Origin of the sequence: Okeania sp. SIO2C9 (assembly GCF_010672455.1) — a bacterium.
Lineage (GTDB): Bacteria > Cyanobacteriota > Cyanobacteriia > Cyanobacteriales > Microcoleaceae > Okeania.
This window is the reverse complement of the sequence record NZ_JAAHGO010000002.1, coordinates 96877-112788: the sequence shown is the minus strand read 5'-3', so window position 1 is coordinate 112788 and position 15912 is coordinate 96877. Positions and strand designations below refer to the sequence as shown.

At 34.3% G+C, this 15912-nt stretch carries 14 protein-coding genes; 6 read left to right on the top strand and 8 right to left on the bottom strand.

What is annotated here, in order from left to right; translation table 11 throughout:
* Window positions 1-601 precede the first annotated feature (601 nt).
* The 3 genes from F6K23_RS01865 to F6K23_RS01855 form a co-directional block, all read right to left on the bottom strand.
* Window positions 602-934: a TMEM14 family protein gene (locus tag F6K23_RS01865; protein WP_293149963.1), complete on the bottom strand. Its 333-nt coding sequence runs from the start codon at window positions 932-934 to the stop codon at window positions 602-604.
* A 415-nt stretch (window positions 935-1349) separates the two neighbouring features.
* Window positions 1350-1721 carry a hypothetical protein gene (locus F6K23_RS01860; RefSeq protein ID WP_293149961.1) on the bottom strand — a complete coding sequence of 124 codons (372 nt, stop codon included), beginning with the start codon at window positions 1719-1721 and terminating at the stop codon, window positions 1350-1352.
* Between the two features lie 35 nt (window positions 1722-1756).
* The gene (locus tag F6K23_RS01855) at window positions 1757-1909 is read right to left on the bottom strand and encodes a DUF6658 family protein (protein WP_293149960.1); all 153 of its coding nucleotides are present in this window, start codon (window positions 1907-1909) and stop codon (window positions 1757-1759) included.
* Between the two features lie 413 nt (window positions 1910-2322).
* On the opposite strand from F6K23_RS01855, the gene F6K23_RS01850 reads away from it, so the two are divergent.
* The 3 genes from F6K23_RS01850 (at window position 2323) to F6K23_RS01840 (ending at window position 6231) form a co-directional block, all read left to right on the top strand.
* Window positions 2323-3645, top strand: a complete 1323-nt coding sequence (locus tag F6K23_RS01850) for an ATP-binding protein (protein WP_293149959.1) — start codon at window positions 2323-2325, stop codon at window positions 3643-3645.
* 162 nt (window positions 3646-3807) lie between these two features.
* Window positions 3808-4254, top strand: a complete 447-nt coding sequence (locus F6K23_RS01845) for a tellurite resistance TerB family protein (RefSeq protein WP_293150178.1) — start codon at window positions 3808-3810, stop codon at window positions 4252-4254.
* A gap of 1536 nt (window positions 4255-5790) precedes the next feature.
* Window positions 5791-6231: a thioesterase family protein gene (locus F6K23_RS01840; RefSeq protein ID WP_293149957.1), complete on the top strand. Its 441-nt coding sequence runs from the start codon at window positions 5791-5793 to the stop codon at window positions 6229-6231.
* A 772-nt stretch (window positions 6232-7003) separates the two neighbouring features.
* Here F6K23_RS01840 and F6K23_RS42765 read toward each other — a convergent pair.
* A complete protein-coding gene (locus tag F6K23_RS42765; RefSeq protein ID WP_375340722.1) occupies window positions 7004-7210 on the bottom strand; it encodes a hypothetical protein in 207 nt (68 codons plus the stop codon).
* A gap of 628 nt (window positions 7211-7838) precedes the next feature.
* Here F6K23_RS42765 and F6K23_RS01830 point away from each other — a divergent pair.
* Together F6K23_RS01830 and F6K23_RS01825 are read left to right on the top strand one after the other, a co-directional pair.
* The gene (locus F6K23_RS01830; RefSeq protein ID WP_293149955.1) at window positions 7839-8783 is read left to right on the top strand and encodes a putative 2-dehydropantoate 2-reductase; all 945 of its coding nucleotides are present in this window, start codon (window positions 7839-7841) and stop codon (window positions 8781-8783) included.
* Window positions 8784-9676: 893 nt separating this feature from the next.
* A complete protein-coding gene (locus F6K23_RS01825) occupies window positions 9677-11050 on the top strand; it encodes a cytochrome P450 (protein ID WP_293149953.1) in 1374 nt (457 codons plus the stop codon).
* Between the two features lie 59 nt (window positions 11051-11109).
* Here the strand turns inward: F6K23_RS01825 and F6K23_RS01820 are convergent, their stop codons facing one another.
* From F6K23_RS01820 to clpS, 3 genes are all read right to left on the bottom strand, one after another.
* Complete coding sequence (locus tag F6K23_RS01820; RefSeq protein ID WP_287286904.1) at window positions 11110-11307, bottom strand: SNF2 helicase-associated domain-containing protein; 198 nt, start codon at window positions 11305-11307, stop codon at window positions 11110-11112.
* Window positions 11308-11398: 91 nt separating this feature from the next.
* Complete coding sequence (locus F6K23_RS01815; protein ID WP_293149950.1) at window positions 11399-12295, bottom strand: CPBP family intramembrane glutamic endopeptidase; 897 nt, start codon at window positions 12293-12295, stop codon at window positions 11399-11401.
* 666 nt (window positions 12296-12961) lie between these two features.
* Window positions 12962-13249: an ATP-dependent Clp protease adapter ClpS gene (gene clpS / locus F6K23_RS01810; RefSeq protein WP_124144428.1), complete on the bottom strand. Its 288-nt coding sequence runs from the start codon at window positions 13247-13249 to the stop codon at window positions 12962-12964.
* Between the two features lie 538 nt (window positions 13250-13787).
* Here clpS and F6K23_RS01805 point away from each other — a divergent pair.
* Window positions 13788-14297, top strand: a complete 510-nt coding sequence (locus F6K23_RS01805; RefSeq protein ID WP_293089371.1) for a DUF3172 domain-containing protein — start codon at window positions 13788-13790, stop codon at window positions 14295-14297.
* A 192-nt stretch (window positions 14298-14489) separates the two neighbouring features.
* On the opposite strand, the gene F6K23_RS01800 is transcribed toward F6K23_RS01805, so the two are convergent.
* Window positions 14490-15905 carry an AMIN domain-containing protein gene (locus F6K23_RS01800; protein WP_293149948.1) on the bottom strand — a complete coding sequence of 472 codons (1416 nt, stop codon included), beginning with the start codon at window positions 15903-15905 and terminating at the stop codon, window positions 14490-14492.
* Window positions 15906-15912: the final 7 nt, after the last annotated feature.

Genomic DNA, 15912 nt, shown 5'->3' with positions numbered 1-15912 from the left:
AATATGTTCGACGTGGATTAAATTTGTATATTTCAAGGAGTATTAAGTATATCTCAATCATAGAGGCTGAGATGGTTTATGAGCAGACAGTAAATAATTTGGAGATTGAGGAGTTCACAAATAGCTGAAATTATTGCGACTTAGTTTCAGGAAAAAGTTGAGACTTTGAGAGATGATATAGTTCGGACGATCGCTCATTCTGGCCCAGAAATACAGGTCAGGTTATTTAGAGTAGCTTAGTATTCAGAGTATTTTAATTACTGAGGGTAAGATTCTGATTAATATTTTTAGTACGGCTAATGGGTGGATTAATACAATAACGTTACAGATAAATTTTGATTCTTAATTTGTAGAGAGCAGGAGTTGTATCAAATCCGTTTAATTAGGTATAAAAATATTGTCCATCTTCACCATTACCAAATCTTTATAACTGTTTTTCTCCTGACTCGGTCCTCCTGACTCCTAACTTCAAAAGATTTTATATCGATGCTACCGGATTTGATATTAGGAGACAGGAGGAAATTTTTTCTACTAGAAAACTATATATTTATATATTTATCCAGTTAAGTCTTTATTCTATTCCCAGCTCCGATTTTCCTGATTAAATTGTGGTTGAATTGTTCAGACTAATTTGATAAACCATAAGTGCTACAGCAGCAATACCAGTTAAAATCATTAATCCAGCAGGCATCATTTTACGAGTTTTCACTAAACGGATAATGAATGTAACTACTAAAATAGTTGCAATAACTGTGGAAAATATTAAACCCCAATTCATACCCATTAATTGGATAATACCACTAACAATTAGTAGTAAACCACTTACACTACCAGATATTAAAGAAATTTTGCTGCCTGCTTTGCGATATCCAATAATGCCCCCAACAATGGCTAAAATACCATAGGCGATCGCTGCTATTATGGCAATATTCATAATTATTAGTATTAATTTTCAAGAACTAAAATCAACTTATACAACTATTATTGTTGTTTGTTCTACTAATAGTTATGATTTTTATCAAAACTTCATATCGCTTTACATTTAATTTTTATTAAAACTTGATTTGAAAAATCTATAAAATATAAGTAATTGTTAATTGTTGAATTATCATCTGTTTCCATTAAAACCTACTCTTTTAAAACTCAAATATAGCAGTCGAAGGAAAGGTTAGGACAGATTAAAAGCTTAAAACTCAGACAACGTAAGATTTTTATTTCTTCCTTCTTCCTTCTGCTATATATCAAACTCTCAAGAGTATTATCAAAGATTTTCAGGGTTTATTTCAGATATTAATTTTCCGACAAAATCAATCAAATAATTAAAACTTAAATTGAAAAATTAATACCTATTATTGAATTGTATCTGCTCCGTCCTGAATAGTTATTTGAGTAGCTTTATTCGCTGATTGAGCCTTTTGCATAACAGTATCATAAGCATTTTCAGCAGCCATTTTCACAGTTTTAGCTGCACCTTGTGTGTTTTCTTTTAGATTATAAACACCACGCTTAGTTCCTGTCACAAAATCTTTGGCATTTTGTTTTATATATTCATCTAAATCTTCAGGAACGACAGATGCTCCCTGCTTAATATTTTCCAAAATATCCCCAGGTTCGTCAGTACTACGAATATTAGCTTTAGACTGTTCAATTAAATCTTGAGCTTCTCTTTTTACCCGATCGCTACCTCTAGGAGAAGAATCTGTATCGCTATATGGATACATACCTTCACTTTTTTGTTCTGAATAGGTGCATAAAGTTATTTCTTAACTCCTGTGGTATCGCTACTAGAAATCTGAGGAGGTTCTGGATTAGAGCAAGCAGTATTAACTAATAATAAAAATCCTACAGCGAGGAAAGCTATAACTCGTTTTAACTGAAATTTTTTGAGAGGGTCAATTAAATTTTTCATTGATTTTGACTTCTTTGATTGTTAGTAGTGATCAACCTTAAGTTCAAGTATTCCTATCTATAAAATCAGGGTCATTTCATTCTAGATTTTGACAATGAATTTATTGATTTTCATACAGGGAAAGATAAATTTTCTAAAGCTGTAAATAACGTGGTTTCGTCAATACATAAAATGGCACAGTTTAGAATGAAATAGCCATGCTATAAGACTTACTTGTACAAGTTGATCAAAACATCAGTATCTACTTCCTTTATCAGAAGTAATATCTGTCATATATTAAGTTAATCTAAAAAAATAGTTTTCTATAACTATAGAGAGTAGACTTATTTTCAGAGTCACCAATAATTACTCTTAATAAAACAAATATGACTGAATAATTATCAGTGATTACGGAGGCAATCAAATTATCAATTATGTCTTCTTTAGATTACCAAACCATAGATTACCAAACTATAGCCCAAATTCACAACTTACAAAAGCAAGCAGCATCCTTGTTGTTATATCAGTCTGTTCTGAAAAATCCAGTAGGTGAAACATTTATTCAACTATTACAATCTCTGTCTAAAAATGATGTAAATGAAATTGAATGTATTCGAGCTTATAGTAATTGGTTTAAAACTATTGCTAGTAGAAATATTTCCTGGCAAGAATATATAATTTCTCAGATTATTAAGGATGATAATCCCTTTAGTAAACAAGTTCAACAAAGAAAACTGACTGACCTTTCTCCTACCTTAATCGCAGCAGCAAAACACGATTTGCAAATTTTACAAAATCTTTCTCAATGTAGTGGCAAAAAAATTAGTCAGTGGATACAAACAATAGCTAAATTAGAAAAACCTCCCATTGTTTGGGAAATACAATCACAACAAAAAGAAGCTATCTACGACAAGTTAATAAATTTAGAAAATTGGGCAGATGCCATTGAAACCTTAGCAACTCATTATCATCATAATGGCACGGGTTTATTTGCTGAATCAATTGCCTTTGAATGGCGTAATGGTCAACTACTTACTATTACTTATCCCGACCCAGTTGAATTAAAGGAATTAATCGGATATGAATTTCAAAAAGATACCTTAATCAAAAATACAGAATTTCTCCTGGCAGGATATTCAGCCCTTAATATATTACTTTATGGTAGTCGCGGTTCTGGCAAATCCTCTTTAATAAAAGCCTTATTAAATGAGTATAGTCAACGCAATCTTCGTTTAGTCGAAGTGGCTAAATCAAACCTAAAAGATTTACCATTAATTACAGAAAAATTACGCGATGTTCCACAAAAATTTATTATCTTTGTTGATGACCTTTCTTTTGAAGAAGATGATGATACATTTAAAGCTCTCAAAGTTGTTTTAGAGGGTAATTTAACTGCTAGACCAGCAAATGTGGTAGTCTATGCTACATCAAATAGAAGGCATTTAATTAGAGAATTTTTTAACGATCGCCCTCGCCCAAAAGATAGTGATGAGGTTCATAATTGGGATACAGTTCAAGAAAAGCTTTCTTTTAGCGATCGCTTTGGCTTAACTTTAACTTTTGAACCTGCTAACCAGGATACTTATTTAACAATTGTTAGACATCTGGCAAAACAGGCAAAAATTAATCTAAATTCTGAAGATTTAGATTATCAAGCCTTACAATGGGCTACTAGACATAATGGACGCTCTGGGCGAACGGCACGACAATTTATTGATTTTCTCAAAGCTAATTTAGCAGTTTTTGAGAAGTATTGAAGAAGATAGTAGGTGTTCAATAATTAATAATGAATAATGAATAATGAATAATTAATTATTAGTGAATTTTAAGTTTTAGATTAAATATAAAACTTATTTTATAACACCTAATATTTTCCCAATATAGAGATGGTAAAAAAAATCACTAATGAGGTAACTAAAATGGGTCTTTTCGATCAAGGAACAACAACAATACAAGCTACTGATATTCAATTAGAACCGGCAGAAGCTTTTGCAGCGATCGCTTTAATTGCTGTTGCTGCTGATGGTGTTATTACTAAGAGTGAATCTCAAGGTATTAATAATATTTTCTCTCGCATGGAACTGTTTAGTGATTATTCAAAGGAACGTAAGACAGAAATGCAAGACCGTCTTCTCGGTATGATTAAAAATCAAGAAATTAAGCCTTTGTTTGATGCGGCAGTTGCTAAACTTCCAAAGGAGTTAAGGGAAACAGTTTTTGCTGTTAGTACAGACTTGGTTTTAGTAGATGGAGACCTTGCTGAAGAGGAGGAACAACTTTTGAATGAGTTATATAATGCTTTGGAAATTTCCGAAGCAGTAGCGACTAATATTATTGATGTAATGATGATTAAAAATAAGGGTTAATTTAATTACAAAATTAATTCTGATGAATGTTCAATGAACAATTACTACAATCAAATTTAGTATTGTTCATTGTTCAGAAAAGAAAGAAGGAAGGAGCGAAGGACTGAAAAATCTTGCGTTGTCTGAGTTTTAAGCTTTTGATATGTCCGCACCCTTTGCTTCAACTACTATATATAGTGAGCAAAAACTATAACGTTACAGATATGTAGTCTCTAGAATTCAAAAATCCCTAATTATTAAATATATGATTTATACTCTCTACCCTTCCTTGAGTGGCAGGTGTTAGATTATCAAAATTTAGGTAAGTACACTATATATACTGAACAAAAACTATAACGTTACATATCTGTAGTGTTTAGAACTCAAAAATCCCTAATTATTAAATATATGATTTATACTCTCTACCCTTCCTTGAGTGGTAGGTGTTAGATTATCAAAATTTAGGTAAGTACACTATATATAGTGAGCAAAAACTATAACGTTACATATCTGTAGTGTTTAGAAATCAAAAATCCCTAATTATTAAATATATGATTTATACTCTCTACCCTTCCTTGAGTGGTAGGTGTTAGATTATCAAAATTTAGGTAAGTACACTATATATACTGAACAAAAACTATAACGTTACATATCTGTAGTGTTTAGAACTCAAAAATCCCTAATTATTAAATATATGATTTATACTCTCTACCCTTCCTTGAGTGGTAGGTGTTAGATTATCAAAATTTAGGTAAGTACACTATATATACTGAACAAAAACTATAACGTTACATATCTGTAGTGTTTAGAACTCAAAAATCCCTAATTATTAAATATATGATTTATTATCCCTACCTTTGCTTTAGTGGTAGGTGTTAAGCGATCGATATTTAGGTAAAGACACTATATATATAGAGCAAAAACTATAACGTTACAGATATGTAGCGTTTAGAACTTAAAAATCCCTAATTATTAAATATATGATTTATTATCCCTACCTTTGCTTTAGTGGTAGGTGTTAGGCGATCGATATTTAGGTAAAGACACTATATATATAGAGCAAAAACTATAACGTTACAGATATGTAGCGTTTAGAACTTAAAAATCCCTAATTCCTGAATATTATGATTAATTGTTCCTACTCTATTTAGGTAAAGAAACTATATATAGAGAACAAAAACTATAACGTTATAGATATGTAGTGTTTAGAACTTAAAAATCCCTAATTATTAAATATATGATTTATTATCCCTACCTTTGCTTTAGTGGTAGGTGTTAGGCGATCGATATTTAGGTAAAGACACTATATATAGGAAACAAAAACTATAACGTTACAGATATGTAGCATTTAGAACTCAAAAATCCCTAATTCCTGAATATATGATTTATTGTCCTTATCCTTCCTTAAGTGGTAGATGGCAGGTTGTAGGTTATAGGTATAGAAAATATGACCGTTTTCACAGTATCTATAAATTGGTTGGAATTAAATCTTCAATTGAACCTAAAAGCTTCCACCTAAAACTTTCTTCAACTTAACTATTAAACCTATCTTTATAAATGTCTTTTTACTATACAAGAATAGTTCATTTTCAAGATACCGATGCTGCTGGAGTGGTTTATTTTGCTAATGTTTTAGCAATGTGCCATGAAGCTTATGAAGCATCTTTAGGAGAATTTGGTATTAATCTGAAAGTCTTTTTTAGTAATCAAGAAATGGCTATTCCGATTATTCATGCTAATGTTGATTTCCGTCGCCCGATGTTTTGTGGAGATGAGTTAACTATTGAATTAATTCCTAACAGTTGGGGGGATGATGAGTTTGAAATTTCCTATAAAGTCTTTTTAAAAGAAACAGAGAATAAGTGGGTGGCCAGAGCTATTACGAAGCACGTTTGTATTCATCCTCAAAGTAGAAGTAGGCAAAAATTATCTGATGAAATGAGGAGATGGTTATTGAGTTTTCCTAGTTATTCAAAAATTAACAATGAATATAAGTAGAGCATTATTTTTAGGAATTGGTATATAGCAGAAGGAAGAGAGAAGAAGGAAAAATATTGCTTTGTCTGAGTTTTAAATTTTTTATCTGTCCTAACCTTTCCTTCGACTGCTATAACTTGTATAAACACTATAACTTTAGTTTTAATACTGTTTTTGCCTGCTATTTTTTTCTATCTTTCTTGATTCAGAACATTCTAGAAACTGAAGTTGGAGTGATAAATATAAATTACAGCAGATTCCTCGCATAAGAAGTACAGAGATTAACAATTAAATGAATGCAAGTGCGGGCATCTTGCCCGCAACAGGTGTACCTCATTAAAGTGGAATCTGCTGTATTATATTTTCGTAAGCATTGGCAGGAGAACTTGCTTTAGGAAAAATTTCAAAGTGGATAATGGAAAGACTGTTCATTTAACAAAATTAAAGTTGAAAATTTGAGCATATAAAATAACAATAGAGCTGAGTTTAATACAGCAAAATGCAAGTATATTAAGTACAAAAATTTAAGACCTCACCCTTAAGGATGGAATTTAAATAAAACTTTTGTGGTGCGGATATTTTCCCCGCTGCTGGTATACCTAATACCATTTCTCAAAAACTTTTCTACATTTTTTTGAGCAGGGAACCCACCACTAACCCCTCCCAGGAGGGGGAGTAGGGAAGTGGGTAGGGACGTTGCATAAGGGCGTCCCTACAGGGAGAAGTAAACATAAGAATAATTAACATTAACGCGAGCTAAAATTAGCATGCAAAGTGATTTTGGTTGTGGTGATTAGTTGACAACTGAAGTATTGCCCAAGTAGCGACAAATATAGTTTTGAGCACCAGTTTTTTGAAGAATTTTATCTCGATAACATAAAGATGTATAAGCAATAGCTATCAGTAAAACTAAATTGGTCAAACGTTGGGTATTAGCTTGACTTCCTTCTAAATTATATCCACCTGTTTTACAGTCTTTAAACATTGCTTCTATACCCATTCTCGACTCGACCAAGAGAAGAAAAAATTTTCATGATTATTCAATCCTCTTCTTTTCAAGGAGAGGCAATTATTAATTATTAATTATTAATTATTAATTATTAATTGTTGAAATTTCATACCTTCTGTAGGAAAAATTAACTTTATATCTGCGAAGATAATTCTTACTTCATTTTCAAGAATTTCTAGCTTTTCTTGAAAAAAACAAGAGGTAATTGACTTAGAAGTATTTTTGTCTTTATCTACATATCGCTTCCATAATTTATCTTAAATTCTTTTTCTTGCCAACTCCTTAAATCATTCAATAGTAAAAGTATCTTGACCAAAAAGTGAGGTATAAAGCCTCCCCTTTTAAGGGGATGAAAAAATATTCAGTTCAGTATTTCAAGCCTCCGGCTTTAGTGGTCGGTACTGATAACTGATAACTGATAACTGATAACTGAAATGACCAATCATCAAAATATCAGTATCGCATTCTAGAGCTTGAAAAGTATTATCCATAATATTAAAGGAGACTTTCATCGACTTGATAAGAACACAATATTTTTACCAGTTAAAAATTGATTTATATAGCTTTCTTCTTCTTAATTCAATAAAATAGAAACAGAGCCGAATTTAAGAACAATAAAATGTCAAAAAATACTTACGCTATTATTGGCAGTGGCGCACTAGGAAGTTTTTACGGTGCAAAACTACAAAAATCAGGATTAGAAGTTCATTTTTTACTGCATAGTGATTATCAACACGTTCTCAAAAATGGCTTAATCATAGAATCCAAAGATGGCAACTTTAACCTCCCTCAAATTAACGCCTATAACAATACTAATAAAATACCAAAATGTGATGTAATTATCGTCGCATTAAAAACAACGCAAAACCATTTATTACCAGAATTACTCCCACCTTTGTGCCAAGAAAATAACGTTGTCTTACTCTTACAAAATGGATTGGGTGCAGAACCTGAAATAGCCAAAATTTTTGGTGAAGATAGAGTAATTGGAGGAGTATCTAATATTGCTTCTAATAAAATAGGTTATGGTCATATTTGCCATTTAGATTATGGTTTGATTAGAATCGGAAAATATACCACAAATTATCAACCTGCTGTTATTACTGATAAAATGCGTGAAATTTCCCAAGATTTTGAAAGTGCTGGAATACAAGTTAATTTGAGTGAATATTTATTCCGAGAAAGATGGAAAAAATTAGTTTGGAATATTCCTTATAACAGCTTGTCAGTAATTCTAGATGCTCGAACTGATGAAATGATGGGAGATACTAATACTAGAAACTTAATCACAGAAATAATGCAAGAAGTATTGGAAGGTGCAAAAAGTTGTAAGTGCGAAATTCCAAATAGTTATATTCAAAATATGTTAGACCATACTGACAAGTTAAACCCTTATTTAACTAGCATGAAAATTGATTATGAGCGACGACAACCTTTAGAAATAGAAAGTATTATTGGCAACCCCTTACGAATGGCAGGTGCAGCAGGTATTCAGCTAGATAAAATTGGGATGTTGTATCAACAATTAAAATTTTTAGATGCCAGAAATAGACAAGATATTTGAATTTTATGAAGCTTCAAGTCTCTACCTTCTAATACTAATTACTAGAAGGTATCTTTCAATTATTAATTATTAATTATTAAATAATTCGCGCCTTGAAGCCTCCCCTTTCAAAAGAAGAGGATTGACTAATCATGAAAATTTTTTCTTCTCTTGGTCTCATGGATATGGCGAGGAGACCTGCTCTTATCAGAGCCACTCCGCTTTTTCCTATCGGAATGCTCCGCAAACATGTTGCGGAGCAAAACGCCATCCCACCCTTCGGGAAGCTGCACTTTTTCCTAAGTCATACTACGCAAACATGTCGGCGACAGCCGTTAGCGGAGCTTTGCGAAGCGCAAAACGACCCCTTGTTTCTCCTTTACAGGGGTTTTCATTTGGGTAGACCACAGTAGGGACGTTCCATGGAACGTCCCTACAAGGTATTATTTGTGAAGATATGGTTCATCAACTTGAAAAGCGCTGTAAAGGAAAGGCTTTAAACCTTAATTATTCGGTAAAATAAAGATTAAAAAAATGGATTGAGGGGGTAAAATGCCTGAAAGTGCGAAAAAACTTGTCCAATGTAAAGAACTTGGCCAAAGAGAGGTAATAATTAATAGAGTTGTCGCTAAATAAAGAGAAAAAATCACTCTAACCTAGACAGAGCAATAATTCCAAGCATTTTTGCTTTCCAATAGCTACAATTCTTACAGAACAAGGTTTTTGGGGATTTTTTAAGTTATAAAGCGACAAGTCTAATAATTAATTGTTTTCCTACGGAATGGTAAGCAAACGGCTGTTGCCGACATAAAAATTTGTCTAACACTAGGGTATTGAATCTGAGACAAAAAAAAACCGATAAAATACTCTTGTTAACTTCTAATATTAAACAGTCCAAAGAATTCACAACTAATATGAAATTAATCAAAGGCTCAAAAACACCACCCCTTTTTCAAAGACTGCAATTGGTTCTCGCTCCACTCAGTACTCTTGAATCTTATGCCAAGAAGTATGGAGATATTTTTACTATGATGACTTCTGTAGGTGAAGTTGTCTTCGTCAGCAGTCCACAAGCTTTGCAGGAGATATTGACAAAGGATAATAATGAGTATGAAACTCCTGCTAGTAAAGTTATACAATCAATGCTTGGGGAGTACTCTATATTTGGCTTAGAAGGCGATCGCCACCGCCGAGAACGCAAATTATTAATGCCTCCTTTTCATGGCGACAGAATGCGGAGCTATGGTGAGTTAATCTGTAACATCACGAAAGAAACAGCTAGCAATTTAAAAGTGAGTCAACCATTTATTGCTCTTAAACTTATGCAAGAAATTACGACCCAGGTGATACTCCAAGCTGTTTTTGGTCTATATGATAGCCCCCGGTTATCACAAATTAGGTTAATGTTGGTAGATTTTATCGAATTTACAGCCTCTCCACTCCGAGCTAGTTTATTATTTTTTCCCTGGTTGCAAAAGGATTTAGGCCCTTGGAGTCCTTGGGGTAAGTATCGACGTCAACAACAACAACTTAATGAACTCCTATATACAGAAATTGCCACTCGTCGCTCTCAACTAGATCTGAATCGTACTGATATCCTTACCTTAATGTTATTAGCACGAGATGAAGAAGGTCAAGGTATGACAGACCAAGAAATTCGGGATGAGTTGATCACATTGTTATTTGCAGGTCACGACACTACTGCAAATGCTCTTGCTTGGGCACTTTATTGGATTCACAAACAACCACAAGTATATCAGAAATTAATGGAAGAGTTGGAAACTATGGAAACAGATGCGGACCCCATGACAATTTTCCGTTTACCCTATTTGACAGCAGTTTGTCAGGAAACCCTACGAATATATCCGGTGGCATTTGCGACACTTCTTCGTCGGACAAAACAACCTGTTGAGTTGCAGGGTTATCACTTGGAAACAGGTACAATGATTTCGGGTTCTATTTATTTGACTCACCAACGAGAAGATTTGTACCCAGAACCGAAAAAGTTCAAGCCAGAGCGATTTTTAGAGAGGCAGTTTTCGACCTATCAATATTTGCCCTTTGGAGGTGGCAGTCGTCGCTGTTTGGGAATGGCACTAGCAAATTTCGAGATGCGTTTAGTATTGGCAACTCTATTATCTAATATAGAGATGGAATTAGCAGAAAATCAACCTGTGAAACCCCAACGTCGAGGAATAATTTTAGGTCCTAGGGGTGGAGTGAAAATGGTGATGAAAGGTAAACGTATACAGTCACAAAAAAAATCTCCTTCCCTTGCAACTATCTAAAATATTATACTTGTCGTTTTATAAATTAAAAATTCCCCAAAAAACTTGTTCTGTAAAGATTACTGCCCCCGAAACTTCACCAAAGTACTTTTAGCATTAACTAACTGCTTCCATTCCTTAGCAGTAATAGCTTGGTCTCCAATAGCTAATTCATCTTGATATTGAATCAGAATGCTATTAGACATCTGGTAAAAATCAAAAATAAAATCAATTATCACACAGAAATTATCAATTATTTCTCTGTACGGACGTTGCATGCAACGTCCCTACTGCCTACTGCCTACTCCCTCTTTTCTGGAGATGTCTATTATCCAGACATGATATAACTACCTCTTAGGTTATACTAATTCACTTTCGCTGAATAAATAAAGCGATCGCCCCTAAAAAAAACCACCCCATTACACCTGCCAAAGGATTACCATTTATCCCAACTATCCACTCTCCAACTACACTAGAATACTTAACTAAACCACCCACATTAATAATGTAATAACCCCACACAAAACCAGCATGAATACCAATAGGCAAACCCAATAATTCTTGTTGAGAAGAAATCAATTTATCTTTTTCTTTTGGGTTAAATACCCCGCTATCTACACGGTGTTGATAATTAGTTGGGTTTTGAGTCACCATCCACTTCTTCCTTCTTCCTTTCAAAGGGGGGCAAGGGGGGATGCCTTCTTCCTTCTTCCTTTCAAAGGGGGGCAAAGGGGGATGCCTTCTTCCTTCTTCCTTCTTCCTTCTTCCTTCTTCAACTGATTCACGTTTTGCCCAAACAAAGATTAAACCTAACAACACCAAACCAGGAAACTGAAACCAAGTCCGCAAAATTTCCTCAACTGGTTTAATAAAATGTAGTAAGGCATATACAATACTACTTACCCACAAAGCTACTTTTGGTTTGTAGTCTCGCTCCAACTCATCCAATAACCACCCTCGAAATAGTAACTCCTCAGCAAAACCAATACCCAGAGATACCAATAAACCTTCCAGAATAAATTGAGGTAACTTTACTGAAGGTGACTGCCATATTACCCATCCCAGAAACCCTTCTAAAATAAAAAAACCAAATAAGCTGAATAAACCTATTCCTAAACCTTGAAAAAATTTCTGAAAGTTGCGCCTACTTATTTCTAAACCGTAGTGACGTAGTAGGTGTGGTTGTTGATAAACTTTCTTGCCCCAAAACTGGAGCAAAATAATAAACTCTATATATAGGAGAGCGATCGCTAATATACTCGCCAAATTTGCATCTCGCCCAAAAAAATATATTGGTGCTACTAGTGGTATCCAACTCAGAAATAATGTTAAAATAAAAATTCCAATCCTTATCGGAACCGAAAACTTTGCAATTTTACTGAATGATAAATTAGGCACTACCAACACCTATACAAATGAGAAACCGAGCTTCTCAAGGTCGAAACTCGGCTTCTATATTACCTTGAATTTGGCAGTTGAAATGTCGTCAGACTTCAGCCGATGGATGAAAACAAGTTGGAAATTTTAATCTCCTATATCACAAAATATGAGATAATATATTCATGGGAGTAAGAACAAGGTTTGTCCCGATGAACCTTTGCTAGTAGGGGTGAAATTCCCGTCGGAAGGAAACTAGTAGGACATAAATCGCTACCAAGACCAAGGCAACAGACAAGCAGGCAGCAAAGATAGGGATTTATAGCTCTAATTTGAGTAAAACCACTCTTAAAGGATTAATTATTAAAAGTAAGCGCAAAGCATATGATATTAATCATCACTATGTCAGAGCGTCTAGGTGGCTTTTGACTGCCACCACTGACTAATTGTCGGTGACAGTTAAGTGTGAAACGTGGAGAATCATGGTTTTAACCCGATTCGGAACATCCGCTTAAAATCTCTCGTGTTTTAACCAACAGAGAAGTCAAAATCAAATCACTCATCAGGTTCTATAGTGCTAGTTAGTCCCTGATTTTTTAAATTTTCGCAATAAAACTCAGCGTGTTCTAAAGCGCAAGTAATCACCAATGCAATACCGTTACTGTGAGCTTCCATCATAATATCGACAGCTTGGGGTTGAGTTAGACTCGGCACTGTCTTCATCAATGCTTGCACTACATACTCCATACTATTAAAATCATCGTTATGGAGTAAAACACGATAACGTGGTGCAGGTTTACGGACTGTGGAAGTGGAACGCTTTTCTATAGTCTCGACAGACACTACTCTATCCTGTTTAAAAAATTCTAATACGACATAGACACATTAGTCTAGACCAATGCTTAGGCTAGACATAAAGTAGAAATACTTAACTCTGTTCAATAATATTTGCCAACTACTTTACTTTTCAGGAATGCTAACTCATTAGAACTTACCCGAAAACAAACATATAGCTAAATATTATTTGATATATATTTTGGCCTACACTCATAAATTATGAGCATATATATATTAAATAAATTATAACATAAAACTTAACATAGCTCAACAAGGTAAATCAAAAAAATCAAAATTAGGGGGTTATCTGACTTTTGACTTTTAAATTTTGACTTAATCGCTCTAATTTGAGAATTATGATAGTATTAGTCAAAAAATTTCTAAATTAGGTACTTTTCTAATGGTTACTTATGCTTACTTAAAGACAAATAATCTACCTGATAAAATTATACATACTTGCTTGTCAAACTAGAAAAGTAAAAATACAAATTTAGCCCGCCCACTATTATTTATGGCCTAAACTCCATAATTTAACTTTATTTATATGAAACGTAGACCTCAAACTACCACCGAACCATCTAGATTCAACTATGCCACTATAGCAATTTTAGGAGGAGTATTTGTTTTAGGTATTGGCATCGGTATTGCCTTTAGCTCCACCGCTAATTTTACTCCCCAAAACGTGGCCTCTCGTGAATTTATCGATCGCAGCGTACCAAACCCAGAACTTTGCGTACAGTTTGGAGCTAGTGCTATGGTAACGAATATGAGAGTTTTCTTGACTCTCAACCCTTTTAATGTATATGTATCTCAACCAAATATAAAACCAGGGTGTGTCATCCGCAGAAATAACTGGTCAATTCTGGAGAAAAGAAACTTAGTCAACAACGAGCAAGTACGCGATTGTAAAAACAGGATGAATACTTTTGGTTATACCGGAAATATTAATGACGATCCAGAGATTAATTGTATCTATCAAAACGATAGTGCTCAAAACCTCTTCTTACCCGATCAATTAGGGCCAGGGGGAAATGCTCCTGAAAATAATTTCTAAGGGAGTAGGGAGTGGGGGAGAATTTAGAATTTAGAATTTAGAATTTAGAATTATATCAAATCCGTTTAATTGGACATACAAAAATTCTCCAATCATCATAACTACGCTCATCTTTGCAATTCTCTCTCCTCCTGACTACTGACTCCTGACCCCTATGTCGTTCGGACATGATATTGTTGACTTTGTCTGCCTTTAAAAATTGCTAATATCCTCGTAAAATCTAGAACGAGGTAAATCCTCAACTACACGAACTTCTATAATACTATTGCCTTCTAGGATAAAAGGACGAGGAGAAGTAAGAACAACACTACCAGCACCAAGAGCTGCTCCTGCCAGAAAACCAAAACCTGAACCAGTCAGTAGTAATAACCCTAACCCCCCACCAGCGCTACTAGCAGCCAAAAGTTTTTCATTTATATTACGATGGCCTCGGAGTAATTCTGATTTAGCAGAAAAAGGAATTAAGCGCTCATCTACATATATAGCCCTAGCAATAAATTTACTTCCCTGAGTGGTAGTCTCAAAACCACCAACTACAGGTGTTCTAGCTGGTACTATAACTCTACCAGATTCGTCAACGATCGCCTCTTTGAGTAGCAAAACTTCCTGTATCTCAATATCTCGTGGTAATTTAACTTCTTGAGAAGGATAAATTAAACCTATCACTTCTCCTTCCTCTATTAAGATAGAAGAATCATCTTCAGATTGTTTTTGTCCCGACGATCCAGGCAAAGGTTCACCAAAAGTAATCACATCTACTGATGGTGTAGTATTGTATTTTGATTTTTCTGTGGACTCTGGAGGAAGTGAAATAGCTGTCTCTTCTTCCTCTCTAGTCTGAAGTGCGGGTGTTTCTATCGCCTGAGAACTTTCCGTTTCCGGCTTTTCATTACTCAAAGCATCTACTACTGGAGATCTAAATCTACCTGGCCTATCAGTGGGAATGACCAAAAATGGTACGGAAGGCTCGGCAGAAGGGCCTGGGTTGGGTAAAGGAGATTCCTCTTCTGGAGTAGTGTCTAACAAACCTACACTATCTTTCTTTGGTTGAGTAGAAGTTTGATTATTTTCTTCTTCTTCGGTAGTTTGAGCATTTTCTACTTCAGTAGTTTCTGGTTCAGTTGGCTGTTCTGAAATTATGGCCTCTGCTGGCTCTGAAAATTCTCCCTCAGTCACAAGCAAACTTAACTGCCAACTATTTTCCTGTGGTTCGACCTGTTCTAATTGTACTTGTTTGCTAGAGATAACCACTTCAGGAGCAAAATCTATAATAACTTTTGCTTGCTCTGGTTGCTCTTGAGAAAGACTAACTCGGCGCACCAAACCTGCCGGATATAACTCTGTCACATCTACACTAACTTCTGTATTCGGAATATATACAATTAGACGAGCTGGTTTATTTTCTAAAGAAAAACTAGGAGCGGTACCTGATGGGAGAGTAAACTGGAGTTGATTATTGTCTGGGTCAAAAAACCAGTTTGTTAAGAAGGCGGCAAAAACTGGCCGAGTAAAACTCCAATTAATTACCAGTGTTCCTACTAATCCAATAAATTTTAATAAAAACTTTGATTTTAACAGATTTTTTGGAGATGAATATTGATTTGGCATAGCTAAT